Source organism: Pseudomonas sp. Marseille-Q5117, assembly GCF_946901175.1.
GTDB lineage: Bacteria > Pseudomonadota > Gammaproteobacteria > Pseudomonadales > Pseudomonadaceae > Aquipseudomonas > Aquipseudomonas iranensis.
Window position 1 is genome coordinate 161,539 of the sequence record NZ_CAMPPP010000010.1, and the last position, 25,076, is coordinate 186,614.

The 25,076-nt window shown below is 60.8% G+C and carries 17 protein-coding genes and 1 riboswitch; of the genes, 5 read left to right on the top strand and 12 right to left on the bottom strand.

The window, feature by feature from the left end; genetic code table 11:
• Window positions 1–61: 61 nt before the first annotated feature.
• The 7 genes from atzF to OC605_RS17340 form a co-directional block, all read right to left on the bottom strand.
• The gene (atzF, locus tag OC605_RS17310) at window positions 62–1,834 is read right to left on the bottom strand and encodes an allophanate hydrolase (RefSeq protein WP_262138416.1); all 1,773 of its coding nucleotides are present in this window, start codon (window positions 1,832–1,834) and stop codon (window positions 62–64) included.
• 25 nt (window positions 1,835–1,859) lie between these two features.
• Entirely contained in the window at window positions 1,860–5,507 is a 3,648-nt protein-coding gene (uca, locus tag OC605_RS17315) for an urea carboxylase (RefSeq protein WP_262138417.1), read from the bottom strand.
• A gap of 283 nt (window positions 5,508–5,790) precedes the next feature.
• On the bottom strand, window positions 5,791–6,432 hold the full coding sequence (locus tag OC605_RS17320) for an urea amidolyase associated protein UAAP2 (RefSeq protein WP_130903204.1): 642 nt from the start codon (window positions 6,430–6,432) through the stop codon (window positions 5,791–5,793).
• Window positions 6,433–6,443: 11 nt separating this feature from the next.
• A complete protein-coding gene (locus OC605_RS17325; RefSeq protein ID WP_262138418.1) occupies window positions 6,444–7,169 on the bottom strand; it encodes an urea amidolyase associated protein UAAP1 in 726 nt (241 codons plus the stop codon).
• 13 nt (window positions 7,170–7,182) lie between these two features.
• Window positions 7,183–7,971, bottom strand: a complete 789-nt coding sequence (locus tag OC605_RS17330) for an ABC transporter ATP-binding protein (RefSeq protein WP_262138419.1) — start codon at window positions 7,969–7,971, stop codon at window positions 7,183–7,185.
• Window positions 7,968–8,783: an ABC transporter permease gene (locus OC605_RS17335; RefSeq protein WP_024011982.1), complete on the bottom strand. Its 816-nt coding sequence runs from the start codon at window positions 8,781–8,783 to the stop codon at window positions 7,968–7,970. Before OC605_RS17335 ends, OC605_RS17330 begins: the two co-directional genes overlap by 4 nt.
• Window positions 8,784–8,801: 18 nt before the next feature.
• Window positions 8,802–9,869 (bottom strand): putative urea ABC transporter substrate-binding protein, encoded by a 1,068-nt coding sequence (locus tag OC605_RS17340; RefSeq protein WP_262138421.1) that lies wholly within the window; start codon window positions 9,867–9,869, stop codon window positions 8,802–8,804.
• Between the two features lie 63 nt (window positions 9,870–9,932).
• A riboswitch (guanidine-I (ykkC/yxkD leader) is annotated at window positions 9,933–10,033 on the bottom strand.
• Between the two features lie 349 nt (window positions 10,034–10,382).
• Here OC605_RS17340 and OC605_RS17345 point away from each other — a divergent pair.
• The 4 genes from OC605_RS17345 to OC605_RS17360 all read left to right on the top strand — a co-directional run bounded on the left by OC605_RS17345 (window position 10,383) and on the right by OC605_RS17360 (window position 18,618).
• Window positions 10,383–10,787, top strand: coding sequence for a hypothetical protein (locus OC605_RS17345; RefSeq protein ID WP_039760873.1), 405 nt, complete (start codon window positions 10,383–10,385; stop codon window positions 10,785–10,787).
• 196 nt (window positions 10,788–10,983) lie between these two features.
• Window positions 10,984–12,228 (top strand): glycosyltransferase family 4 protein, encoded by a 1,245-nt coding sequence (locus OC605_RS17350; RefSeq protein ID WP_262138423.1) that lies wholly within the window; start codon window positions 10,984–10,986, stop codon window positions 12,226–12,228.
• Window position 12,229: 1 nt separating this feature from the next.
• Entirely contained in the window at window positions 12,230–13,084 is an 855-nt protein-coding gene (locus OC605_RS17355) for a hypothetical protein (protein WP_262138425.1), read from the top strand.
• 2 nt (window positions 13,085–13,086) lie between these two features.
• Window positions 13,087–18,618 carry a calcium-binding protein gene (locus OC605_RS17360; protein WP_262138427.1) on the top strand — a complete coding sequence of 1,844 codons (5,532 nt, stop codon included), beginning with the start codon at window positions 13,087–13,089 and terminating at the stop codon, window positions 18,616–18,618.
• A gap of 64 nt (window positions 18,619–18,682) precedes the next feature.
• On the opposite strand, the gene OC605_RS17365 is transcribed toward OC605_RS17360, so the two are convergent.
• Complete coding sequence (locus OC605_RS17365; protein ID WP_262138429.1) at window positions 18,683–19,795, bottom strand: enoyl-CoA hydratase/isomerase family protein; 1,113 nt, start codon at window positions 19,793–19,795, stop codon at window positions 18,683–18,685.
• Window positions 19,796–19,927: 132 nt separating this feature from the next.
• On the opposite strand from OC605_RS17365, the gene ung reads away from it, so the two are divergent.
• Complete coding sequence (ung, locus tag OC605_RS17370; protein ID WP_024011989.1) at window positions 19,928–20,620, top strand: uracil-DNA glycosylase; 693 nt, start codon at window positions 19,928–19,930, stop codon at window positions 20,618–20,620.
• 119 nt (window positions 20,621–20,739) lie between these two features.
• On the opposite strand, the gene OC605_RS17375 is transcribed toward ung, so the two are convergent.
• The 4 genes from OC605_RS17375 to OC605_RS17390 are packed head-to-tail and all read right to left on the bottom strand — an operon-like array spanning window position 20,740 to window position 24,774.
• The gene (locus OC605_RS17375) at window positions 20,740–21,774 is read right to left on the bottom strand and encodes an AbrB family transcriptional regulator (RefSeq protein WP_056783516.1); all 1,035 of its coding nucleotides are present in this window, start codon (window positions 21,772–21,774) and stop codon (window positions 20,740–20,742) included.
• Complete coding sequence (locus tag OC605_RS17380) at window positions 21,767–23,281, bottom strand: tripartite tricarboxylate transporter permease (protein ID WP_016771277.1); 1,515 nt, start codon at window positions 23,279–23,281, stop codon at window positions 21,767–21,769. The genes OC605_RS17375 and OC605_RS17380 overlap by 8 nt, the downstream gene beginning before the upstream one ends.
• Window position 23,282: 1 nt before the next feature.
• Window positions 23,283–23,741, bottom strand: a complete 459-nt coding sequence (locus OC605_RS17385; RefSeq protein WP_262138432.1) for a tripartite tricarboxylate transporter TctB family protein — start codon at window positions 23,739–23,741, stop codon at window positions 23,283–23,285.
• Window positions 23,742–23,796: 55 nt separating this feature from the next.
• Window positions 23,797–24,774: a Bug family tripartite tricarboxylate transporter substrate binding protein gene (locus tag OC605_RS17390; RefSeq protein ID WP_024011991.1), complete on the bottom strand. Its 978-nt coding sequence runs from the start codon at window positions 24,772–24,774 to the stop codon at window positions 23,797–23,799.
• Window positions 24,775–25,076 lie beyond the last annotated feature (302 nt).

A 25,076-nucleotide genomic window follows, 5' to 3' on the forward strand; every position in this document is an offset into this window, starting at 1 on the left:
ACATCAATGTTGAATGACATACCGCATTCGCGAGCAGGCTCGCTCCCACAGGGCGACAGATTCAGGCCAGGGTTTTGAGGTATGCCCGCCATCCCCCCAAATGACTGATATCCACCGCACCCTCCAACCCATACGGCTCACAGATAAACCCGCTCTCCCAGCGCCCATCCGCCAGTTGCACCTTACCCAGCCCCAGCGGCGCCGGAATCCCGGTGAGAAACGAGCCCAATTCGCTGCTCGGCAACTCCCAAACCTCCACGGCAATCGCCTCGCCGCCATCCTTGACCCGCACCATCCCCGGCCGCAATGGCGGGCCGCCGGCGAGGGCGTGCAGTCGATAGTCCGGCGAACTGAACGTGGTTTCCAGCAAGCGCCCGCCACGCTGGGTCAGTTGCCAGTTCAACGCCAGCCCTTGCAGGTGCGCGCCACACACCACCAATCGAGCGCGATCATTGCGCGCAGGGTTCGTCGGAGTTGGCAGGGCACTGTCGTGCTGGCGCTGCAAGGCATCGGCCACGCTCAACAGATACTGGTCGGTAAACACCCGCCCGAACAACGTCACGCCCCACGGCAGACCATTGCTCATGAATGCGGTCGGCACGGCCACGGCGGCGTAGTCGAGCAGGTTCATGAAGTTGGTGTAATAGCCCAGTTCGGAATTGCGCAGCACCGGCTCGGCCTCAAGCTCGGCCAACGTCACTGGACGGCCGATGGTCGGCGTCAGTACGCAGTCGAGATTTTCCAGGGCCTCGTCGCAGAGGGCCTTCAGTGCCTGCAATCGATATTGCGCGCGAAAGGTCTGCACGCCAGTCACTGCCGGAGCCTTGGCCAGCACCGCACGGATCACTGGCAGCACCGCTTCGGGATTCTGCTCCATCAGCTCACCGGCGACGCTGTAACGCTCGGCGACCCACGGCCCGTCGTAGAGCAGGCGCGCTGCTTCGAGAAATGGCGACAGGTCCAGTTCGACCGCTTCGCCACCCAGAGCCTTGAGCCGTTCGATGGCCGCTGCGAACAGTTGCGGCCCTTCGTTGCAGCCGAAAAATTCAAGGTCTTGCGCCCGTGGCACGCCGAAGCGAAACGGCCGTGGCGCGCCAAATGCCGAGCCGTCGTTCCATGCCGGATTGCCTCGGCTGTATTCATCGCGAGGATCATGTTTGGCCGTAAGCGCCAGCAACTGACTGGCCTCGCGGGCGGTGGCGGTGAAAGTGGTCACGCAGTCCAGCGTGCGGCACGCGGGCAAGACACCGGCGGTGGACATCAGGCCTTTGCTGGCCTTCAATCCCACCAGATTATTCAGCGCCGCCGGCACTCGCCCGGAACCAGCGGTGTCAGTGCCCAAGGCAAAACTCGCCACACCCAGCGCTACCGCCAGGGATGAACCCGCGCTGGAACCGCCGGACGGATACTCCGCCAGCACGCTGTTCGGGCAAGCACCATAAGGCGAGCGGCTGCCATTGAGGCCGGTGGCAAACTGATCAAGATTGGTCTTGCCCAGCGGTATCGCCCCCAGCGCCAACAGCTGCTCGACGATGGTCGCCGACTGCTGCGGCACATAGGCGAACGCCGGGCACGCGGCGGTAGTGGGAATGCCGGCCAGATCGATGTTGTCCTTGATCGCGAACGGCACGCCGTACAGCGGCAGACTGTCGAGGTCACGACCGTCGAGGGCGGCCAGATACGGCTCCAGTTCATCGACGCTGAGCAGGTGGATGAACAGGTGATAGTCGGGATTCAGCGCAGCGGCTTTTTCGCGCAATTGCAGCAGCAGTTGGCGCGGTGTGGTGTCGCCATTGCGGTAGGCCTGGCGCAGTGCATCGAGTTGCAGATTCATCGGTTGATCCTTTTCAGAAATGGCTTCAGTCGAGTTCCAGCACCGCCACTCGTTGTCCGGCGCGCACCGCCGAACCGGGTTGCACGCGGATCTCTCGCACGACACCGGCCAGCGGCGCGAGCACAGGGATTTCCATCTTCATCGACTCGAGAATCACCAGCACATCGCCCGCCGCGACACGCTGGCCGGTCTCGACCTGCACCTGCCAGAGATTGCCGGCGATGTGGCTGTCGACGCTGTGTTCACCGCTTTGCAGCGGTGCTTCTTCGCTGGCGTCAGGCACGGCTTCTTCGCTGTCGAAATGCGCCTGGCCGCTGGCGATCCAGCGCTCGCGTTCAGCCTTGAACGCGCCCTGTTGCTGCGCACGGAAAGCGCTGATGCCCTCGGCTTCCTGACTGAGAAATGCCTGATAGTCGGCGAGGTTGAGCTGGCTGTGTTCGATGTTCAGATCGAAGCGCCCCAGCGGGAAATCGCGGCGGATGCGCAGCAGTTCTTCAGCGCTGACCGGGTAGAAGCGGATCTGATCGAAGAAGCGCAGCAGCCACGGTTTACCATCGAACGCGGCGACTTCGCGATAGCGATTCCACATCTGCAGGGTGCGCCCGACAAACTGATAACCGCCCGGGCCTTCCATGCCGTACACGCACATGTAGGCGCCGCCGATGCCCACCGAATTCTCGGCGGTCCAGGTACGCGCCGGGTTGTACTTGGTGGTCACCAGACGATGGCGCGGATCGAGCGGCGTGGCCACCGGCGCGCCGAGGTAAACGTCGCCAAGGCCCATCACCAGATAGCTCGCATCGAACACCGTGCGCTGCACTTCGTCGAGGTTCGGCAGGTCGTTGATGCGCCGGATGAACTCCAGATTGCTCGGGCACCACGGCGCGTCCTTGCGCACGGTGGTCATGTATTTCTCGATCGCCAACTGGCAGGCCGGGTCGTCCCACGACAGCGGCAAGTGCACGATGCGCGACGGCACTTGCAGATCTTTTGCGGCGCACACCGCGTCCCATTCGCCGGCGATGATGCCGAGCAGATCGGCCAGCGGCAGTTGCTCCGGCTGGTAGTGCACTTGCAGCGAGCGAATGCCCGGGGTGAGGTCGATCACCCCATCCAGGGCTTGGCTTTCCAGCGCCTGCATCAGTGCGTGGGCGCGAAAGCGCAGGACCAGATCAAGCTCCGGCGCGCCGATTTCCAGCAGTAGATGAGTGTCGCCAGAAACCCGTGCAACCAGTCGCTGATCGCCTTGGCCCAACGCCAACACCACAGGCGACATCAAACCCTGTGGGAGCGAGCCTGCTCGCGAAGAGGCCGTGTCAGTCAATATCGATTTGTCTGGGGCGACGCTTTCGCGAGCAGGCTCGCTCCCACAGGGAAGATCCCATTTCAGGGCGAGATCGCGGGCGTCAGCCAGAGAGACGGGAATGAACTGAATTTTATCGCCCGCCTTGAGCTGCCCCAGCTGCCACAGATCCGCCTCGATCACCGTCACCGGGCAGACAAACCCACCCAGGCTCGGGCCATCCGGGCCGAGGATCACCGGCATGTCCCCGGTGAAATCCACCGCACCAATCGCATACGGATTGTCATGGATGTTCGACGGGTGCAAACCCGCTTCACCGCCATCCTCACGCACCCACTCAGGCTTCGGTCCGATCAGGCGCACGCCGGTGCGGCTGGAGTTGAAATGCACTTCCCACTGGGTCACAAAGAACGTGGCGATGTAGTTTTCGCTGAAGTATTCCGGCGCGCCGTGCGGGCCGTAGATCACCCGTATCTGGCGCACGCTCGGCAGCGCCGTGATGTGCTGTTCGGCCAGTTGCTGGCCGACGCTGCGCTCGGTCAATGCCGGCACATGCAACACGTCACCGGCCCTCAACGCGCGACCGCCATGCCCGCCGAACTGGCCGAGAGTGAAGGTACTTTTGCTGCCCAGATAATCCGGCACCTGCAAGCCGCCGCGCAGGCACAGATAACTGCGCGCGCCGGCGCCGCTGATGCTGCCCAGTTGCAACGTCGCGCCGGCCGGGATCAGCAGCGCGGTGTTCATCGGCACCGGTTCAGCGTCAAGGGTCAAGGCAATCGGCGCGCCGGTCACCGCGACCACCGCGTCACAATTGAAGCGCAGGATCGGCCCGCTCATGGTGATCTCCAGTGCGGCGGCGCCTTGTTCATTGCCGAGCAGACGATTGCCCAGGCGCAGCGCTCGGCTGTCCATCGGCCCCGAGGGTGGCACGCCGACGGCCCAATAGCCGAGGCGTCCGGGATAGTCCTGCACGCTGGTCTGCGTGCCGGCGCTGAGCACTTCGAAGGTGTTGGCGTGATAGAGCAGATTTTCCAGGCAACGGGTCCACGGCTGGCCGCTGGCGAATGGAGCATCGAGCAGAATCTGCCGCAGGTAATCGCGGTTGGTTTCCACGCCATATAGCAGGCTATCGCCCAATGCCTGATGGAGTTCGGCGCGAGCCTGTTCGCGGCTGGGCGCCCACGCGATGAGCTTGGCGATCATCGGATCGAAATACGGTGGGATTTCCACGCCGGCCTCGACCCAGGTGTCGATACGCAACTCAACGCCGTTGGCGGGCGGAAATTGCACAGCGGTCAGCAGGCCCGGGCTCGGCTGGAAATCACGCCCCGGATCTTCCGCGTACAGACGTGCCTGAATCGCATGGCCCTGCGGTTCCAGGCCTTGATACAACTCGTTCAGCGGCGGCAGATCACCAGCGGCCAGCTCGATCATCCAGCGCACCAGATCCACGTCCCACACCTGTTCAGTAACGCCGTGCTCGACCTGCAAGCGCGTGTTCACTTCGAGAAAATAGAAGCGCTGGGCCTCACTGTCGAAGACGAATTCGACGGTGCCGGCGCTGCGGTAATTCACCGCTTGCGCCAGTTTGATCGCCGCTGCGCACAGCTCATCGGCCATGCCTTCGGGCAGGTTCGGCGCCGGGGTTTCTTCGAGGACTTTCTGGTTGCGCCGCTGCACCGAACAGTCGCGCACGCCGAGAGCGATGACTTCACCGCAGCCGTCGCCGAACACCTGCACTTCCAGATGCCGCGCGCGTTCGATGTACTTTTCGATGAACACCCCGGCGTCGCTGAAGTTGTTCTGCCCAAGGCGCTTGACCGCTTCGAATGATTCGCTCAACTCACTGGCGCTGCGGCACACGCGCATGCCGATGCCACCGCCGCCAGCGGTGCTTTTCAGCATCACCGGGTAGCCGACCTGTTCGGCGGCACTCAGCGCGCAATCGAGGCTGTCGAGCAGGTCGGTGCCTTCGAGCATGGGTACGCCGTGCTGTTTGGCCAACGCGCGAGCAGTGTGCTTGAGGCCGAACACCCGCAATTGCTCCGGCGTCGGCCCGATGAAGGCGATGCCCTGCGCTTCGCAGGCTTCGGCGAACGCTGCGTTCTCGGAGAGAAATCCGTAGCCGGGATGAATCGCCGTGGCGCCACTTTGTTTGGCGATCGTGAGGATTTTGTCGATCGCCAGATACGTCGCGGACGCCGCGCCTTCGCCGAGGCTGTACGCTTCTGCGGCCTGGGAGATGTGCAGGCTGGCAGCATCGGCTTCTGAGTACACGGCGACGCCTTGGGCCTTCAGCACGTTGATCGTGCGCAGGATGCGACAGGCAATCGCGCCACGGTTGGCGATCAGGATTTTTTCGAACATGGCATAACCCCTGAAGGGGGAGCGGGCCGTCCCGCTGTTTTTCGACAGACATCCGGGCCGTCCCGGATGGAAAAAACACACTTCACTCCAACCCACCACAAACCCCCTGTGGGAGCTGGCTTGCCAGCGATGAGGTCGGCACATCCAACATTGTTGGTGACTGAAACACCGCAATCGCTGGCAAGCCAGCTCCCACAGGACTGTCAGTGCCTTGAAGCTTTCAGGCACTGCCCGGAACGCGCCTGGCACAGGGCAAAAAGCCAACGGCGTAAACGGCTGATGGTCAGTTCCATATCAGCAACTCCGCCGGGGTCGGGTTGTAGGCATTGCACGGGTTGTTCAACTGCGGGCAGTTGGAAATCAGCACGATGACGTCCATCTCCGCGCGCAAATCAACGTACTTGCCCGGCGCGGAAATACCGTCCTCGAAGGTCAGCCCGCCATCCGCCGTCACTGGCACGTTCATGAAGAAATTGATGTTCGGCCCGATGTCGCTCTTGCTCAATCGGCCGTCGTGGGCGCAGGCGCGCAGGTAGTTGTCGCGGCAGCTGTGCATGTAGCGTTTTTCCAGGGCGTAGCGCACGGTGTTGCTCTCTTGCGCGCAGGCGCCGCCGAGGGTGTCGTGGCGCCCGCAAGTGTCGGCAACGATGGTCAGCATCGGCTGGCCGAGGTTGGAATACAGCACGCTGCCGGTGCTCAGGTAGACGCTGTTCTGCCGGCGCAAGGTGCGTTGCACGTCGTAGCGTTCCTTGGGGTTGGCGAGGCTGTAGAACAAAGTGTCGACTGCCTGATTGCCTTCCAGATCGAGGATGCGCAGGGTCTGCCCGGCCTTGACTTCCATCAGCCAGGGCTCGCCGGCGGGAATGGTCGCGCGGTAGATCGCGCTGTCGGCTTGCTTGTGCGAAGTGGCGATTGCGAGTGACATGGCTGCGATCCTCAGGCGAACAAACGGTCGGTGTTGATAAAGCCGCGCTCGTTTTCCGGGCGCGAAGTGCGGCAGTGTTCAGCGACGCTGGCGTCGGCGTTCATCCAGCTCAGCTTCAAGGGTTTCGGGGCGTATTCGGGTGACGGGTCCATCGGATGTTGCAGGGCGGTGAGGACCACCAGGGTGTCCATCGGCGCGTATAGCTCGATGTAGTCACCGGCCTCCGAATTGCCCTCGACGAAGTGGAAACGCCCGGCCTCATCGACGTTCACGCGGCTGAACAGATTGAGAGTCATCAGCAGGTCGGACAGGCCCAGGCCCCACTTGCCGAGTTCCACCAGCAGGTTGTCGGTGCCGTTGCGAAAGAAGCCGTTGCGCAGTTCCTGGTAGCGGCCCTGGCCGTATTTTTCGGCGACTTCTTGCGCGCACAGCACGCCGCCGAGGCTGTCGCTCCAGCCGCAGGTGTCGGCGGTGATCGCGGCGAGTACGCGGCCCATGTCCGAGTACAGGCAGTGGCCGGCGGTGAGCTTGGCGGTGTGTTGGCATTTGAGGCTGTCGGGCAGGTTCAGCCGCTCGGTTTTTTCATTGGCATTGAGCAAGGTCAGGCTGACATTGGCGCCGCCGCGCAGGTCGGTCAGGCGCAGCAATTGGCCGCGCTTGAGCACGAACGAACGGTGGCCGCCGCCCGGCAGCAGTTCTTCAGCGAAGGGTGGGAAGAGTTGGATTGAATCAGTCATTGGAGCAGTCCTCTCAAGCAGTGCGAAGGGTGCCCGCCAGCGGCAGCGGCAGGGCCTCGACGGCGGCGCGCTGGGCGCGGCGGTCGCTGTTCAACGGAATGTCGTAAGTGATGCGGGCGCCATAGGCGCCGGGGGCGTGCGGGTCGAGGCGCACCTTGTCGAACACCAGCAGGCGCGTGCCCAGGCTGAAGCCTTCCGACAGGTCGTGGGTGACCATGAACACCGTCAGTTGCGTCTCGCGCCACAGCTCCAGCAGCAGCGCGTGCATGTCTTTGCGAATGCCCGGATCGAGCGCGCCGAAGGGCTCGTCGAGCAGCAACACGCGCGGCTTCATGACCAGCGCCTGGGCGATGGCCAAGCGTTGCTGCATGCCGCCGGACAGCTGTGCCGGGTACTTGTCCAGCGCATGGCCGAGGCCGACTTTTGTCAGCAGGGCTGCAGCCTGCTCGCGCGCCTCGCGTTTGGCGCTGCCGAACAGCCGGCCAAGCAAGGGCGCGCGCGGCAATTCGAGACCGAGGGCGACGTTGTCGAGCACGCTCAGATGCGGGAACACCGAGTAGCGTTGAAAGACCACGCCACGGCTGGCATCCGGCTCGCTGGCCAAGGGCTGGCCGTCGAGCAGAATCTCCCCGCGACTGGCGCTTTCCTGGCCGAGCAGCAGGCGCAGGAAGGTCGATTTGCCGCAACCGGAGGCGCCGACCAAGGTGCAGAACTCGCCTTCGTTGACGCTCAGGTTCAAGCCTTCCAGAACCACTTGATCGGCGTACTGCTGCCAGACGTTTTTTACTGTGATGAAGCTCATTTCGCCGCTCCCTCATACCAAGGGAAAGCGCGCTGGGTCAGCTGTTTCAAGCCCCAGTCCATCAGCCAGGCGAGCAGGGTGATCCACACCACGTAGGGCAGGATCACATCCATCGCCAGGTAGCGCCGCACCAGAAAGATCCGGTAGCCGAGGCCATCGGTGGAGGCGATCGCTTCGGCGGCAATCAGGAACAGCCACGCCGAACCGAGCATCAAGCGCAGCGAGATCAGCAAGCGCGGCAACAGCTGCGGCAAGACCACGCGCAGCATCAACGTCCAGGTCGAGGCGCCGAGGGTCTGCGCCTTGATCAGCAGTTCGACCGGAATGTCACGGGCACGCTGTTCCAGATCCCGGGCCAGTGCCGGGGTGATGCCAATCACAATCAGCATGACTTTCGACAACTCGCCCAGGCCGAAGACGATGAACAGAATCGGCAGGATCGCCAGCGGCGGCACCATCGACAGCACCGTCAGCAACGGCGACAACGGCGCGCCGAACAGCGGCAGGGTGCCCGCCGCGATACCGAGGCAAAGACCCGCCAGCGCCGCGATGCCGAGGCCGATGGCCAAACGCCGCAGACTCGACGCAGTGTCTTGCCACAACAGGTATTCACCGGTGCGGCTGTCGGCGTTGAAGGCCAAGCGTTTAACCGCGTCGCTCATCTGCACGGCGCTGGGCAGCAGTTTGTCGTTGGGGTTGTCCGCCAGGCGCTCGGCCGAGCCTGTGAAGTAGGCGAACAGCACCAGCGCGAACGGCAGGATCACCAGCAACAGGCGACTCGGGCGATCAGGGTGGCGATTGATCAGGCGCATGGCCAAATCCTCCGTGGCTTACAGCTTGGCGTCGGCGGCCATCTGCACGTAGGTCGGATCGAAACGCAGCTTGAGGTTGGCGGTGTCGCCGCTGGTCACGCCGTTGGCGAAGGACATGCCCACCGCGCTCGGGTCCTTCGCGCCTTCGCCGAGCAAGCCGTGCTCGAAGGAGAACTCGGCGACCTTGCGCATGGTGTCCGGCAGTTGTTTGCTGGTGGCGAAATTCAGCGCTTCGCTTGGCGTGGCGAACAGTTTTGTGGTGTCCAGTTGCGCCTGGAAGCCGGCGAGATCAGTACCCGAGGCCTTGGCCATGTGTTCCAGCGCAGCTTTGCTTGCGGCGGTTTTCGCGTTCATCAAAACGACCACTTCGAACCACGCCCCGGTCAACGCTTTGCCCAGTGCCGGGTTGTCTTTGAGCGTGGCGCTGTTGACCACCATCATGTCCATGATCTCGCCGGGGATCTGGCTGGAATTGAACACTTCGCTGACGCCGGGTTTGGCCTTGATATCCGAGAGCATCGGGTTCCAGGTGGTCACGGCGTTGACGTCGTCGGTGTTGAATGCGGCGGCAATGTCGGCGTCGGAGGTGTTGACCACCTTCAGGTCTTTCTCGGTCAGGTCCACCGAGTCCAGCGCGCGAGCCAGCAGGTAATGCGAGACCGACAGCTCGACCAGATTGACGTCCATGCCTTTCAGATCGGCGACTTTTTTACCTTCGCCTTTGAGCACGATGCCGTCATTGCCATTGGAGAAATCGCTGACGATCAACGCGGTGCTGTCAACGCCGCCGGCAGCGGGAATGGTCAGGGCATCCATGTTGGTCATGGTGCAGCCGTCGAACTGGCCGGCGGTGTACTGGTTGATCGATTCGACGTAGTCGTTGAGTTGCACGACGTCGATCTTGATCCCGTATTTCTTCGCCCATTTGTCGACGATGCCCTGGCTGCCGGCGTACTCCCATGGCATCCAGCCGGCGTAGATCGTCCAGCACACGCTGAAGTGGTCTTTCTGGGCGGCGGAAGATTGCGTGTTGATGAGCGCGGCGAAGGCGGCGGCGAGCAGGGCGGGGAAACGTAGTCGGATCATTGCGGATTCTCCAGTTGATCGAGGGCGGACAGGAAGGCAACGCGGCACCGCGAACGGTGGCTTGTCTCCCGGGCTTTTGTCCCGCCGTGTAACCTCAACTGGAGGTCGCCAACTCTCGGACCAGCCACTCGCGATTGCGAGCCGGAACCCTAGTCAGCCATTGCAAATTGTGGTGCCGCGAACCTGTGATGACTCCTGCACAGGTTTGCTAAAGCGAGAGACGTGCCAAGTCGCGCCGAGGCCTCTGTGGCGGGGATCTGCTGGATTGCCGGGGGGAGCGGGGCGAGCGATAGCGCATCGTGGTGGTGCGCGGTTGCACCGTCATGCAGCGCGTTTACGCATCACTGATCGTTGATTTGCGGATTAACAAGATTTCATGATCACTTGTTTCAACTTGTTGCAGGAACGCACCAGATTCCGAAACCGCTGTCTGATTCTTCGACAGTCACGCAATTGCGGACGGTCGCCTGCCAGCGTCGCTGGTGTGGCCAACCCGCGGTCCAGGAGGCCGCCATGTATCGCCGAATCGTACTGCTTGCCGTGATGCTTTTTTCCCTTGGCGGATGCGTTCCTTATTCCTATGGAGACAGCTACTACAGGTCAGAGGTCTACACATCACCCGCACCGGCCTATTACAGCGGTGGCGGCTCCTATTACCGCAGCGGCGGCACTTATTACACTCAGCCGCGCTACTACCAGCCAGCGCCGCGGTACTACCAGCAACCGCGTTATTACCAGGCGCCGCGGCACTATCAACCGGCCCCGCGTTACTACGAAAGCCGTCGCTGGCACGGCAATGATCGCGGACGTTGGGACGGCCACCGTCGCGGCGGTTGGGACAATGACCACCGGGGTCGCGGCAACTATGATCGTCACAGCGGTCGCCGTGACTACAACGGCCGTGGCAACCGCTGGTAAATCACTACAATGAACAAGCGGCGCATCAAGCGCCGCTTTTTTTTGCCCGGCGAAAAAGCGTTCCGTGGGCCATCTCCCAAGGCAATCCCGGAAGCGTCCTACAGTTTCATTTCGTGGTGTTTGTTAGCGTTCATGGATGCCGAACGAGGCGAGCAATCCTCAGCTCGATAGCGGCGATAAATGGACGTTCAGCACTATGAAACTACTGGTTATTCATCAAAATTTTCCCGGCCAGTTCCGTCATGTGGTGCTGGCGGCGCTGGAGCGCGGTGATGAGGTTGTGGCGATAGGTCGGGACACGGCACCGGGCGTCGCCGGTGTGGACACCTGTCGATATCGAGCGACCAGCCGAGCGCCCGGCAATATTCACCCCTATCTGATCCGCTACGAACAAGCGGTGATCGACGGGCAGAAGGTTTTTGAAATACTGGGCAGGCTGAAACGTTCGGGCTATCAGCCAGACGTGATTCTTGCTCATCCCGGATGGGGAGAGACGCTGTTTGCCAAGGATGTCTATGCCGATACGCCGCTGATTCACTATTGCGAGTATTACTATCGAGCGCAGGGCGCCGATTGCGGGTTCGACCCCGAATTCCGCCGAGCTACAAGAGAGTCGTCACGGCTGCGCGTGCTCAACTCGCTGCATCTGTTGAATCTTCAACAATGTGATATCGCAATCGCGCCTACCCAGTGGCAGCGCAGCCTGTTTCCGGCCGCTTACCGGTCGGCGATTCGGGTCATTCACGAAGGTGTGATTCAACGTTCTGACCTGGCGAAAGTCGGGGCAGTCAGATTGCCCAATGGAATCGAGCTCAAAGCCGGACAGCCGATCGTTACCTATGTCGCCAGAAACCTCGAGCCTTATCGCGGCTTTCACAGTTTCATGCGAGCGATCCCGCTTATTCAGGCCGAGTGCCCCGATGCGCAGATCATCGTGGTTGGCGGTGACGGTGTCAGTTATGGGAGTAAGCCGGTCGGGTACCCGGATTGGCGCAGCAGGATGGAGGCGGAGGTCAGTTTCGATCACTCCAGAGTGCATTTCACAGGGAAACTTCCTTACCAGACTTACCGCGCGGTTCTCGCATGTTCCAAAGTCCATGTTTATTTGACGTATCCGTTTGTCTTGTCGTGGTCGTTACTGGAGGCGATGGCGTCCGGTTGTGTGGTTGTTGCGTCGGATACGGCTCCGGTAAGGGAAGTCATTGTCGAGGGGGGTAATGGCGTGTTGGTGGATTTCTTCGACCATCAAGGAATTGCCAGAAGTATAAGCAAGGTTTTGAAGTCGGCAGGTGAGTACGATGGACTTGCCAGCGCCGCGAAGTTGACGGCAGGTCGGTTCAGTGTGGAATCGGGCGTGAGCCAGTATTTTGAGGTTTTTGCAAGCGCGATATCCGGGCATAACGACATACCAACCGTTCCGCAGTTTGAGCGGGAGGTTTGAAATGTCCAGGAAGTCGCGTAAGCAGACGATCAAGTGGTTTAAAAGGTTATTGAAGTATGGATTGTTCTTTTATGTCTGTTATTGCGTAGCGGAATTTTATATTCGCAAAGAACAATCTGCCGAGTCGGCGGCTATTCACCAAGCAAACGAGAAAGCTTGCCAGAACAAGCTGGCGAGCATGAAGCAAGTGCCGATATTAGGCGGCGCCTATATAGATAAGACACTAGTCCCCGAGTTTTACGTTGGCATGCCTGAGATGGTGAACAAGAAAGCGTGTCTGGCGATTGCTCTGAAGGGGCTTTTCTGGTGGACCGGGACGGGGCTGCGCCGGCACCAGAATCAGCGCCTGGAACCGATCCCCGAAAGCTGGCGGCTCTATAAATTGAATGCCGGGCTTTTTACCAGAAAGGAAACTACCGAGCCCCATGAGCGGGGTTATCGACACGTCAACTGGCCGGATGAGTTGATTGTGAAACTAAAGAATTATCCGGGGCTGGAGATTTGGCTCGATGCACCTCCGCCGCATTTCAAGAATGAAGATTCGGTTAGAACGTTTGTCATTACTGGCTGGCCGCGGCGAGATGGAACCCCTCGGTTGATCAACTGTGACGGCTTGATTCGCCCGGCTTCGGAGGAAAAGCTGACTGACGAGAAACTGGCAAGGTTCAGCAGAACTGAATTGGAAAATCTTGATTTCGGCAAACTGAATTTCTTCTGCAATATCAATCTGGATAACTTCGACTTTGCCGGGGGGCACGGTAGCGTAGGTCTCGGATTAGCGTCATTACGCGAAGCACCTGAGATGCTCAAATATCTCAGTGACTATCTTTCACGCTCTGTTATTACAAGGAAGTAACAATGAGTTATGTATTCAGCGATATGGAAAAATCAGAGATTTTCAACGCAGCAAATATTTGCAAAGGAATGAGGCTGCGCTCAAAACAACTTCAGTACGATGCACTGAAATTAGCAGGGGCAAGCTGCGCCCCCCTGTACCAAAAGCTGTTCGATATTATTGGTGAGAAAGTTTCTGACGTTGCAGCTGCCGATAAAGAGGCTGGAGAGGTGCTGAAAAGCGCCAGACTCTGGCTTGCAGTGGCCATTGATGCCAACGGTGGAAACGGTGCCTACTCTGCCCTGATTCGTGGTTACACCTCACGCCAGGGTGAACTCAGACTGAATACAATTTTCAGTGAAGACCTGATGCAGCTTTCATCCAACCAGGTTGCCGTCAACTTCATCAATACCCTGATCAACGGATCCCTTGCCGGTCAACTGGCACCCTGGACTGTTCCGTCAATCAGCCAGATCGCAGAAATCGACGCCAGCGCGATTGGCGAGGCGCTGTTCAAGGAGGTTTGCGGGGAGGACGACACCGCCGTGAAACGTAACTCTGGTTGGTCTGGAACAGTCGGATTCAGCCTGTTGGGCGGTAAACCTCCCTATGAAACGTGGAGACTGATCTCTGCGGGCGACCCGGATGCGGAAGATGGCGGCCCACCCACTCAGGCAAAAGCCAACCGGCTCGACGACTATAAAAACATTCTCTTCGCCATCGACGCCTATAGCGTCGGCCTGCGAGCGGCGATCAGCAATTTCGGCATCAATCCACTGCAAAGTCTGCTATCGGTCGTACCCGAGCAAATCAACATCGCGCTGGCCAGTGGCAGTGTGAATCCGCTGATTCAGCATGTAGTCAAAGGCACGCCTGTTGCCGCCGTCGTCGAGCTGATCTTGCGCTACGGCCAGAACGAATTTCTCGACATGTTCAAGCGCACTTACGACGGCGATTCTGCTGCCATACCCACTACCAACGACACCTTCGCCAGCAACGCTTACGCCTTCTTCTCGGCATTCTCCCCAGAGCGGTCGCAAAGCATCGTCACCCGGACAATAAGCGAGTTCGGCAATGCCAATGCATGGGCGAAACTGGCAGGCGAGGCGACGCCGCTCGGTCTGGCGTTGCGCAACTCTTTGCAGCAACTCAGTGAAGTCGTCATAGAACGAGCCGACGGTTATCCCGATCGCAACCTCGAGCTTTACGATCCGCACACTGGCGAAGGCTTTATCACCGCGCAGTGGCTGGCGGATCGAGCGCAAATGCTGGCGCGGTTGATCGCCCGAATCCAGGGCTCGTTTGGCGAACACTCGCTGCAGAAGTTTTCCTACTCCGATCTCGCCTCAGGCAAACAGGCGCCGATGACCACCGGAGTGCTGAACCCGCTGGCCATGTTCGGTGATGACGGCGGGCGATCTTTCGCTGGTGGCGCAAATGCCGATCATCTGTATGGCGGCGTGGGCAATGACTCCATCGATGGGATGGCCGGTCACGATGTCATTGAAGGTGGTCGCGGCAATGACTCGCTAACCGGAGGTGACGGCAATGATGAGTTGTACGGGATGGCCGGTGACGATGTTCTGCTCGGAGGAAAGGGTAACGACTCCTTGATCGGGGGCGAAGGTAGCGACCGTTATGAATTCGCCAGCGGCGATGGCCTAGACGAGATTCTTGATGCCAATGCCAATGGGCAGCTGTGGATCAACGGCGCACCGATTCCCGCACTCAAACGCCGCGCGCCTCTGAGCAATATCTGGTCTACCGAGGATCGGTCCATCACCCTGACGCTTGTTGAACACACCCTCAACATCAAATATGGCCAGAGCGATCTGGTGGTCATCAAGAACTTCCAGCCCGGGATGCTTGGCATCCGCCTCCCTGAATACGAGGGGCAGCCGCTCACTGCTGCGGATTTGACGCTCCAGGGCGACTGGAAAGCCAAAGACGCGGATCCGACTGTTCCCGGCGATCAGCCTTCCTTTGATGAGCTGGGCAACGTGGTGCTGCTGCCCAAGGTCAAACAGCGCAACAAGGCCGACGTACTTTACGGTTCCGCTGCAGACGACATCATTCTCGGCCTGGGTGGTTCTGATCGATTGTTCGGCAAGGCTGAAAACGATCGGTTATTCGGCGACAAGCAGACGACGCTCGAAAAAGCTATGGCCGACGGTGACGCCAAGGGCAAGGCAAGTCGCGGAGACTGGCTCGACGGCGGGCAAGGTGACGATTTGCTTATCGGTACGGCATCCCGAGATGTTCTGCTCGGTGGTAATGACCGGGATACCTTGATCGGCGGTGCTGGCGACGATGTGTTATCCGGAGACGAAACCACTGGTGCACTGGAACAAGGTTGGGCGGTCAAACGCGCTGACGTCCCCATAGCTCGCGGTGTAACCAGTCACCGAGCGGTCTATTCAAAGGCCTCGATAAACAGTGCGCCCGAGGGCGGTGACGACGTGCTGTACGGGCAGGGCGGCAAGGACATTATCAACGGCGGCTGGGGTGAGGACCTGCTTGACGGCGGAGCTGACGACGATTTTCTCAAAGGCGATCAAGGTGACGACACCCTGACCGGTGGCAGCGGCAACGACGTAATGCTCGGCGACAACCTCGATTGGGGCGGTGGGCTACCCAGCAAACACCATGGCAACGATGTGCTGGACGGCGGTAGCGGTGATGACCGGCTCGCCGGTAACGGTGGCAGCGACGCGCTGTATGGCGGCCCTGGCAACGACATTTTGCAGGGTGATGACGGCGTACTGGACGGCGTCGAAGGCGATGCCGCGCATTTTTTTGGCGATGATCTGCTGGACGGTGGCTCCGGCGATGACACGCTCTGGGGCGGCGCTGGCGATGATTTGCTCTTCGGCGGCGAAGGCCATGACGATCTGATTGGCGATAGCCCTGAGCATCCGGTTCGCTATCACGGCAACGACTTTCTCGATGGCGGCGCGGGGGATGACACCCTGCGCGGCATGGGCGGCGCGGATACGCTGACGGGTGGCGCAGGGGCGGATTTTCTCGATGGCGATGTGTCTGACCTGCAGCCGGGCGGAAGCAACAATGACGTGCTTCAGGGCGGCGAAGGAAACGATACGTTACAGGGTGGTTTCGGTGCCGACACGCTGTACGGCGGCGCGGGTGACGACATTCTTGCCGGCGATTACGAAAACAGCGCTGAGGCCGAGCACAATGCCGATTATCTGCACGGTGGCTCAGGTAACGACACGCTGCTCGGAGGTGGTGGCAACGACACCCTGCTGGGCGGGGAAGGGACGGACTACCTTCGCGGTGATTCTGGCGACAATGTGTTTGATGGCGGCCCCGGTGCTGACGTGCTGGATGGCATGGATGGCGCCGACATCTACTATTTCGGCGCTGGCGACGGCCTGGATATCGTCACCGATGCCGGCGGCCGCAACCTCATCAGGTTCGGTGCAGGGTTTTGCGCGCAAAGCCTTAAGGCCGACGTTATCGACGTTACCGTCGGCACGGTGTTGCGACTGGCCAATGGCACGGGCGACGCGATACTCATCAAGAATCACGAGAAGTGGAAGGACTCCACATTCAGTTTCAGCGACGGCGGGGTACTTGATTACGCAGATGTCCTGCGCAAAACATTGCCACCGATAGAGATGTCCGAGCCACCCGTACCGGAACCTGTCACCGCCTCGGCAACCCCTGAAAGCAAAGTTGCGGATCCGGTTCAGCCAGACGATGTCACCGCTGCGGCGCAAGGCCTGGTGGCATCTGTTCAAGCGGTCAACTGGACCGATGAGTTCCTCGCGCAAATCAAGTCAAAACGCTCCGCCCGCAGACACGCCACAGGTTTTACCTTGAATGAGCAAGGCGTCTGGGTGCGCAGTCATGTCACCACCAGCGACACCGGTTACACCACTCACACCGAGCTGATCGATGGCAGCGTCGAAGCGGGGACACTGTCTGAAACGCCGCCATGGATGAAGGCGGATGCAGGGCAAGCCGTAGTCAGTGAAAGGCAGTCGACAACCACAACCCGTGTCGAACATAAACCGGTGAAAGCCGAGGGAGCAGTCGCCTCCTCAAGTCAGGCGCCTCGCTATTATCGATCCGGCTCGGCCAACGGGTTTTTCTTCAATACGGGCGACGTATTGGTTGAAGACCGAAAGCAATCCGGCGCGCTTGAAGGCTGGTACGTCTATCCGGCGGCAAGCTTCAGTTCGGGCGTAACAGTGCCCAAGGCGTTTCGCTGGGATGTCACAACTGAAACGATCAAACGCAAAATCGTCCATGGCGGCGATGCCGGCGGGCGAGTCAACGTCGAAGTGGAAAACGTTTTCCACGGCGGCGCGGGTGATGATCTGATCGTCGCTTATGCAGGCTCCCCACTTGACTACGGCACTGTCGGCGACAGAACACCGGGCGCGTTTCTATCCGCAGGGGCAGGTGACGATACCTTGCTCGGCTCCGAGGGCGCCGACTATCTGCTCAGCGGCTCGGGTGATGACTGGCTCTACGGCGAAGACGGCGCCGACACCTACGTCGTGCAAGCGAATGCCGGGGCAACAACCACGATTGCGGACGTGCTCAACCCTGTTTTCCACCGAGCAGAAGTTGGCGTAGCGGGGTGGAAAGATGAGTACGGATTGATCGATCAGGACACGGTCGTCCTTCCAGCGGAAGCGAAGCGCGATGCACTGCAATTGAGCTGGGGTGCTGCGCTGATAGAGACCACCCATGTCGAGCTGGAGCCCAACCCGAGTCGCGGGGCTTACCGCAACCCGCCGCGAGCGAAAATGCTCCATCCGACGCTCGATATCCAATGGGGTGGGACGCAAAAAGTCCGCATCGTCTTGCCCCACAGCGGTGAACTTGAGGGCGCCGGTATTGAGCTCGTCAAGTTCGCCGATGGGGCGGTCGCAAGTTTGAAGCAGCTCCTGGAATCAAGTCGGCTCGGCCCTGCGCCCGAGACTTTTCGTACGGGTGTCATCGTCAACCATCCCAGCCGTTCAACTTCCTTGCGAGACGAACGAGCGCTGCCACTCGTGGGCGGTCGCGGCAACGACACGATAAGCGGGACGGGAGAGATCCGAGGCATGCACGGCGACGACGTGCTGATGGGCAGCCACGGTGATGATCTGCTGCTGGGTGGGCCGGGCAATGACACGCTGGCCGGCGGCGCTGGAAATGATATCTACCGATACGATGGCCTCGGCAGAGACGTGATCATCAACAACGGAGGAGGTCTGGACGGGATCGATTTTTCCGAGCGCAGGCTAACGATCGAAAACCTGAAATTTCACCGTGAGCGCGATGATCTGGTGATCGTGGTGGATTACGGCATGGCGCCGAAAATCCGGGTTTCCGGGCACTTTGCCGAAGGTGAAAGCGCTATTGGCTTCATAAGAGTCAGCGAAGGAACAGCGACTCAAGACTACAGCGCGACGCAGATTGCCGAGCGTCTGCACCCGCTTCCGCCACTGAGGGATGTCGAGGATATTTTGATAAAGGGCGACGATGCAGCGCAGCGGGCAATCAAGGAAATCATTGAGTTCTACGAACTGAATGTCTGACAAGATGACCGATTGAGCCGGCCCGCGATGGCAATCCAGTCGCCAGCGCGGGCCTCGCGTCACCTCAATACTGGGTCAGATCCGCCAACGGATGCCGCCCCTCCCAGACTTTATGAAAGTGCGCCTCGACCACCGCATCCGGCACGTTATTGATATCCGGCCAGTGCCAGTGCGGTTTCTGATCCTTGTCGATCAGCCGCGCGCGCACGCCTTCGCTGAATTCCGGATGGCGGCAGCAATTGAGGCTCAGGGTGTATTCCATCTGGAATACTTCGGCCAGCGACATGTGCCGCGCGCGGTTGATCTGTTCCCAGACCAGATGCGCGGTCAGCGGCGAGCCCTCGGTCATGGTTTTCGCCGCGCGGGCAATCAACGGATCGCTGCTGTCGCGGTGCAGGCTGATGGCTTTCCACGCGCAGGCAACGTCGCTGACATCGAGCAGTTCGTCGATCAGCTGACGACGCGGCAGCCACTGCGCTTCGGGCATTTGCCCAAGTGCTTCCTGCTGCAAAGCCTTGAGCAGGCTGTTGAGCTGCATGGCGGTCTGTTCCTGCCAGTTCAATTGCAGCAAGCCTTCGATCAATTGCGGTTGCTGTTCGTCGAGCAGGAAGCGGTCGGCCAGATCCAGATCCAGCGCATCACGGCCGTTGATATGCGCGCCGGTCAGACCGAGAAACAAGCCGAGCTTGCCCGGCAACCGCGCAAGAAACCAGCTGGCGCCAACGTCCGGATACAGACCAATGGTGATTTCCGGCATCGCCAGACGGCTGCTCGGCGTGACGATCCGCGTGCTCGCGCCCTGCAACAGGCCCATGCCGCCGCCAAGCACGTAACCGTGACCCCAGCAGATCAGCGGCTTCGGATAGGTATGCAGGCTGTAATCGAGGCGATATTCCGCGCTGAAAAACTGCGCGGCCAGCGGCGGCACTTCGCCGGGGTGAGCGCGGCAGGCTTCGACCAGGCTGCGCACTTCGCCACCGGCGCAGAAGGCTTTGGCGCCGTTACCGCGCAGCAGTACGCAGACGATTTGCGGGTCATTGGCCCAGGCGTTCAATTTGTCGCTGAGCGCATTGATCATCGGCAGGGACAGCGCGTTCAACGATTTTTCGGCATCCAGGCTGGCAATGCCGATGCGGGCGCCGTCGGTGCCGGTAAGTTCTTCGAAGTGCAGATTCATCGTGACCTCGATCGGGAATTTGAGCGATCAGTATGATCGCTATGGGGGAAAGTGCCGGATCTGCGTCAGATCAATTGACAAGCGTGGTCGGCTTTCCTAGGGTTCGCCCCATTGTTTTTGCCGGAAATGACCATGACTGCTGACGACCGTATCAAACTCGAACCGAGCTGGAAGGAGGCACTGCGTGCTGAGTTCGACCAGCCTTACATGGCAGAGTTGCGCAGCTTTCTGCAGCAGGAGCGGGCGGCCGGCAAGGAAATCTATCCGCCGGGACCGATGATTTTCAACGCACTGAACTCAACGCCCCTGGACAAGGTGAAAGTGGTAATTCTCGGCCAAGACCCGTACCACGGCCCGGGCCAGGCCCACGGTCTGTGCTTCTCGGTGCAACCGGGCGTGCCGGCGCCGCCGTCGCTGGTCAACATCTATAAAGAGCTGAAGCGCGACCTCAATATCGACATTCCCAACCACGGCTACCTGCAGAGCTGGGCCGAGCAGGGCGTGCTGCTGCTCAACACCACCATGACGGTTGAGCGCGCCAACGCCAACGCGCACAAGGACAAGGGCTGGCAACACTTCACCGACCGCATCATTGAAGTGGTCAGCGAACGGCAGCCGCACCTGGTGTTCATGCTTTGGGGCGCCCATGCGCAGAGCAAGCAGAAGCTTATCGACGCGACCAAGCACCTGGTGCTGACCTCGGTGCATCCGTCGCCGTTGTCGGCCTATCGCGGGTTTTTGGGCTGTGGGCATTTCAGCCGGACCAACAAGTTTCTCGAACAGAATGGCGAAACGCCGATCGACTGGCGCTTGCCACCGATTTGATGTGTCGACCGGGTTGGCCCCTTCGCGAGCAGGCTCGCTCCCACAGGAATTGTGTGCAAGCCACAAACCCCCTGTGGGAGCGAGCCTGGTCGCGAAAAGAGCGACCGGATCTCGCAGACTTACGCGGGATGACGATTCCAGTACTTGAACAACGGCTCCGCCAGAAACAGCACAAACAACAGCCGCATCACCTGCATCGCCGTCACCAGCGGCACCGACAGTTGCAGGGTCTCCGCCGTCAGGCTCATCTCGGCGATCCCCCCAGGCATCATGCCCAGGGTCAGTGAACGCAGATCCAGATGGGTCAATGCACTCAAGCCCAGCGCCGCCAGCGACGCGATCAACATGGTCAGCGCCGTGCCGATCAACGTCCGGCCCATGAACGACGGCGCGCGGCGGAAGAACTGCCGATTGAAGTGACAGCCCAGGCCGCTGCCAATCAGCCATTGGCCGATCTGACTGCCGCCGTTGGGTAAGCCGATGTGCAGATCCCACGTAATGCTCACCGCCGCACTGACCAGCAACGGCCCGAACAGCCATGGATTGGGTTGGCGCAGACGCTGCCAGAGCCAGGCGAGCAGGGCGCCCGCCGGAAACAGAATCGCCAGCCAGCGCCAATCGACACTGCCGGCGTGAGAAATCGGCGTGCCGTCACCGAGCAGATACTTGAACGCCGCCGGCACGCACAACACCACCACCAACACCCGCAGACTCTGCCCGGCCGCGACATGGCTGAGCAGAGCACCGTTGCGCGCGCCGAGGTTGACCATCTCCCCGGAACCACCGGGCATGCTTGAGAAAAACGCCGTGGCGCGATCCTCGCCGGTGCGGCGCATCAGCCACACGCCGACCACCGCCGAAAGGCTGGTGACCAATGCACCGAAGAAGATCAAACCGAAATGACTGAGCACCTGTTCCATCACCAGCGGGGTGAAGTGCAGGCCGATACCGATGCCGACGATCCACTGGCCGCACTTGCGCCCGCCGGGGATTTCCGCCAGTTGCCACGGCGTCAGGCAGCGCACCAGGATGATCGCCAGCAACGAGCCGACCATCCACGGTAGCGGCCAGCCGATCTGGCTGGCGATGAAACCACCAAGCAGACCGACCAGCGGGGTGCCCCACCAGGCTTTCAGGGACAAGCGATCAAACATCGGCAATGACGCGCCGTGCCGCCGAACGCTTGCGCCAGATGCGGATCAGCGGCATCAGCAGCATGATCGCGGTGAGGATCCAGCAACCGAAGGTGATCGGACTCGACCAGAGAATCTCCAGCGCGCCATTGGAGATCGACAGGGCGCGACGCAGGTTCTGCTCCATCAGGCCACCGAGGATGAAGCCCAGCAGCAGCGGCGACAGCGGGAAATCCAGCTTGCGCAGGATGTAACCGAAGATGCCGATACCGATCATCAGGAACAGATCGAAGGTGGTCGCGTGCACCGCGTAAACGCCGATCCCGGTGATGATCGCGATGATCGGCACCAGCGCCCAGTTCGGCACGGCGAGGATGCGGGTGAATACGCGGATCATTGGGATGTTGAGGATCACCAGCATCACGTTGGCGATGAACAACGACGCGATCAGGCCCCAGACGATGTCCGGTTGCTGTTGGAACAGCAGTGGACCCGGGGTGATGTTGTACAGCGACAGCGCGCCGATCATCACCGCCGTGGTGCCCGAACCCGGAACGCCGAGGGTCAGCATCGGAACGAGAGCGCCGCACGCCGCGCCGCCGATAGCGGTTTCCGGCGCGGCCAGACCACGGGGATCGCCTTCACCGAATTTGCCGCTGGTGCCGGCGATGCGCTTCTCGGTCATGTAGGCCACGGCACTGGCGAGCGTTGCGCCGGCGCCGGGCAGCACACCCATGATGAAACCGAGCACGCCGCAGCGGACGTTGACGACGAAAACCGACGCCGCTTCCTTGAAGTTGAACATCATCCGGCCGGTGGCTTTCACCGCTTCCTGGCCGTGGTGGGTTTTTTCCAGCAGCAGAAGGATTTCGCTGATCGAGAACAGACCCAGCACCAGCACAACGAACTGGATGCCGTCGGTCAGGTGAATGTTGTCGCCGGTAAAACGGTAAACGCCACTGTTGGCATCGATGCCGACGGTGGAAAGGAACAGACCGATCAGCGCCGCGATAAAGGTCTTCAACGGTCGATCACCGGCCATGCCGCCGAGACAGACAATCGCGAACACCATCAGCACGAAGTATTCCGCCGGTCCGAAGGCAATCGCCCATTTCGCCAGCAGCGGCGCAAACAGGACCATGCCGCAGGTGGCGATGAACGCGCCGATGAACGAACTCCACGCCGACAGTGACAGCGCGACACCGGCCATACCTTTGCGGGCCATCGGGTAGCCGTCGAGGGTGGTCATGACGGTGGAAGCTTCACCCGGAATGTTCAGCAGGATCGAGCTGATCCGGCCGCCGTATTCGCAGCCCAGATAGACCGCCGCGAGCAGGATCAGCGCCGACTCCGGCGGCAGGCCGAGCGCGAACGCGATCGGAATCAGCAACGCCACGCCGTTGATCGGACCGAGGCCCGGCAGCAGGCCGACGACGGTGCCGATCAGGGTGCCGCACAGGGCGGTCACCAGGTTGTACGGGCTCAGCGCGACGCCGAAGCCCTGACCCAAATAGCCAAGGGTATCCATATCAGTTCTCCAGGACGCTGAGCAGGCCGAGGGGCAGCGGAACATCCATCAAGCGATCGAACAGCAGATAGAGACCAACCGCCATCAGGCTGATGATCACCACGCTCGGTAGCCAGCGGCCGCCGTAGAGACGGGCCATCGGTACGCCGGTAATGATGCTGGCCACGATGAAGCCAAGGGGTTCGAAGGTGCCGGCAAACACCAGCAACAACACCACGCACAGACCGATCTTGGTCAGGGCTTCGCGATCCAGCGGCGGCTCATCCGGGTTGTGTTTGATCGGCGCCGGGCGAAACACCATGTACAGCAGCGCCAGCCCCATCAGGCCGAGCATCAGCAGCGGAAAGGCGCGCGGGCCGACCGGTTCATAGGAAAAAACCGCTTGGTACGGCCACGCCATCAGTGCCAGGCCGGCACACACCAGCAGTAACACCGAGGCGAAAATGCGTTGAATAAGCATGGGAGCTCCTGTGCTGCGTCCCCGCGTAGGAGACGCAGCCACTAGACAGAGACGATCACTGGATCAGGCCGAACTCTTTGGCCAGCACTTTGTAGTCGGCGACCTGCTTCTTCACGTAGGTGTCCAGCTCCGGGCCAGTCATGGCGAACGGGAACAGCTCACGCTGATCGCGCAGCTTGGCGAACTCGTCGGACGCCAGCAGTTTGTCGAACGAATCTTTCCACCAGGCGTAGTCTTCGTCGCTGACTTTTGGTCCGAGGTAGAAGCCGCGCACCACTGGCCAGACGATGTCGTAGCCTTGCTCACGAGCGGTCGGGATGTCCTTCATTTCCGGTTCGTCGAGACGCTTGTCCGAGAACACCGCGAGCAGACGCATGTCACCACTCTGGATGTGCGGCATGGAGTCGGAGATGTCGGTACTGCCGACCTGGATGTGGCCGCCGAGCAGGGCCGTGGCGATTTCACCACCGCCTTCGAGTGCCACGTAACGCAGTTCGCGCGGGTTGATCCCGGCAGCCTTGGCGATCAGTGCGGTCTGCATCCAGTCCTGGCTGCCGACGGTGCCGCCGGAGCCGATGACCACCGAGCCTGGATCTTTCTTCAACGCCTGAACGAGATCGTCGAGGGTCTTGTAGGGCGAATCGCTTTTCACCGCGATGGCACCGTAGCTGGTGCCGACCGCCGCGAGCCAGCGCACGTTGGTTTCATCGAAGCGGCCGAACTTGCCCTGCGCCAGGTTCAACAGCGAACCGCTCGACCACGCCACCAGCGTGCCGGCATCCGCCGGACGTTGCGCGACCACTGCGTTGTACGCCACCGCGCCGACACCGCCGGGCATGTAGGTGACGCGCATCGGTTTGCTCAGCAGCTTCTGGTTGACCAGTGCGCTCTGCACCAGTTTGCAGGTCAGGTCGAAACCGCCGCCGGGGGAGGCGGGCGCGATGCATTCCGGACGTTTCGGCTCGGCCATGAGTTGGCCGGCAAACAGCATCGCGCCAGCGGCGAGAGCAACTTTACGCAGTGATACGTTCATTTGAGTCTCCAGAGGAGTTGTTGTTATGGATGGACCGAATGACCAAAGGGCAACGCGAAAGCTTAGCGGCAGGCGCAGTTTTCTCGCGGCGCGCGCGCAACGACTGAAACAACGGAGGGGAAACAGGACTGCGGCGAGAAGCCGACAGTGCAGCGGTGGAATCGAGCAAGGCGAGCAGGCATTAAAGCCTTGGTGCGCATGGAGGGCATGCTGGGGTACTCCGTTATTGTTCTTATGGGTCGAAAACGCTTCATGGCGTTTTTCGTTGCGCTGTGGCAGCAGCGGCGACAGTCGAAACTGTC

Coding starts and splice junctions, on each gene's coding strand:
- OC605_RS17330 (WP_262138419.1), bottom strand. CDS start 7,971: ATGAGCTTCATCACAGTAAAAAACGTCTGGCAGCAGTACGCCGATCAA.
- OC605_RS17380 (WP_016771277.1), bottom strand. CDS start 23,281: ATGGATACCCTTGGCTATTTGGGTCAGGGCTTCGGCGTCGCGCTGAGC.
- OC605_RS17325 (WP_262138418.1), bottom strand. CDS start 7,169: ATGACTGATTCAATCCAACTCTTCCCACCCTTCGCTGAAGAACTGCTG.
- OC605_RS17340 (WP_262138421.1), bottom strand. CDS start 9,869: ATGATCCGACTACGTTTCCCCGCCCTGCTCGCCGCCGCCTTCGCCGCG.
- OC605_RS17385 (WP_262138432.1), bottom strand. CDS start 23,741: ATGCTTATTCAACGCATTTTCGCCTCGGTGTTACTGCTGGTGTGTGCC.
- OC605_RS17335 (WP_024011982.1), bottom strand. CDS start 8,783: ATGCGCCTGATCAATCGCCACCCTGATCGCCCGAGTCGCCTGTTGCTG.
- OC605_RS17350 (WP_262138423.1), top strand. CDS start 10,984: ATGAAACTACTGGTTATTCATCAAAATTTTCCCGGCCAGTTCCGTCAT.
- ung (WP_024011989.1), top strand. CDS start 19,928: ATGACTGCTGACGACCGTATCAAACTCGAACCGAGCTGGAAGGAGGCA.
- OC605_RS17345 (WP_039760873.1), top strand. CDS start 10,383: ATGTATCGCCGAATCGTACTGCTTGCCGTGATGCTTTTTTCCCTTGGC.
- OC605_RS17375 (WP_056783516.1), bottom strand. CDS start 21,774: ATGTTTGATCGCTTGTCCCTGAAAGCCTGGTGGGGCACCCCGCTGGTC.
- OC605_RS17365 (WP_262138429.1), bottom strand. CDS start 19,795: ATGAATCTGCACTTCGAAGAACTTACCGGCACCGACGGCGCCCGCATC.
- OC605_RS17320 (WP_130903204.1), bottom strand. CDS start 6,432: ATGTCACTCGCAATCGCCACTTCGCACAAGCAAGCCGACAGCGCGATC.
- uca (WP_262138417.1), bottom strand. CDS start 5,507: ATGTTCGAAAAAATCCTGATCGCCAACCGTGGCGCGATTGCCTGTCGC.
- OC605_RS17390 (WP_024011991.1), bottom strand. CDS start 24,774: ATGAACGTATCACTGCGTAAAGTTGCTCTCGCCGCTGGCGCGATGCTG.
- OC605_RS17360 (WP_262138427.1), top strand. CDS start 13,087: ATGAGTTATGTATTCAGCGATATGGAAAAATCAGAGATTTTCAACGCA.
- OC605_RS17355 (WP_262138425.1), top strand. CDS start 12,230: ATGTCCAGGAAGTCGCGTAAGCAGACGATCAAGTGGTTTAAAAGGTTA.
- atzF (WP_262138416.1), bottom strand. CDS start 1,834: ATGAATCTGCAACTCGATGCACTGCGCCAGGCCTACCGCAATGGCGAC.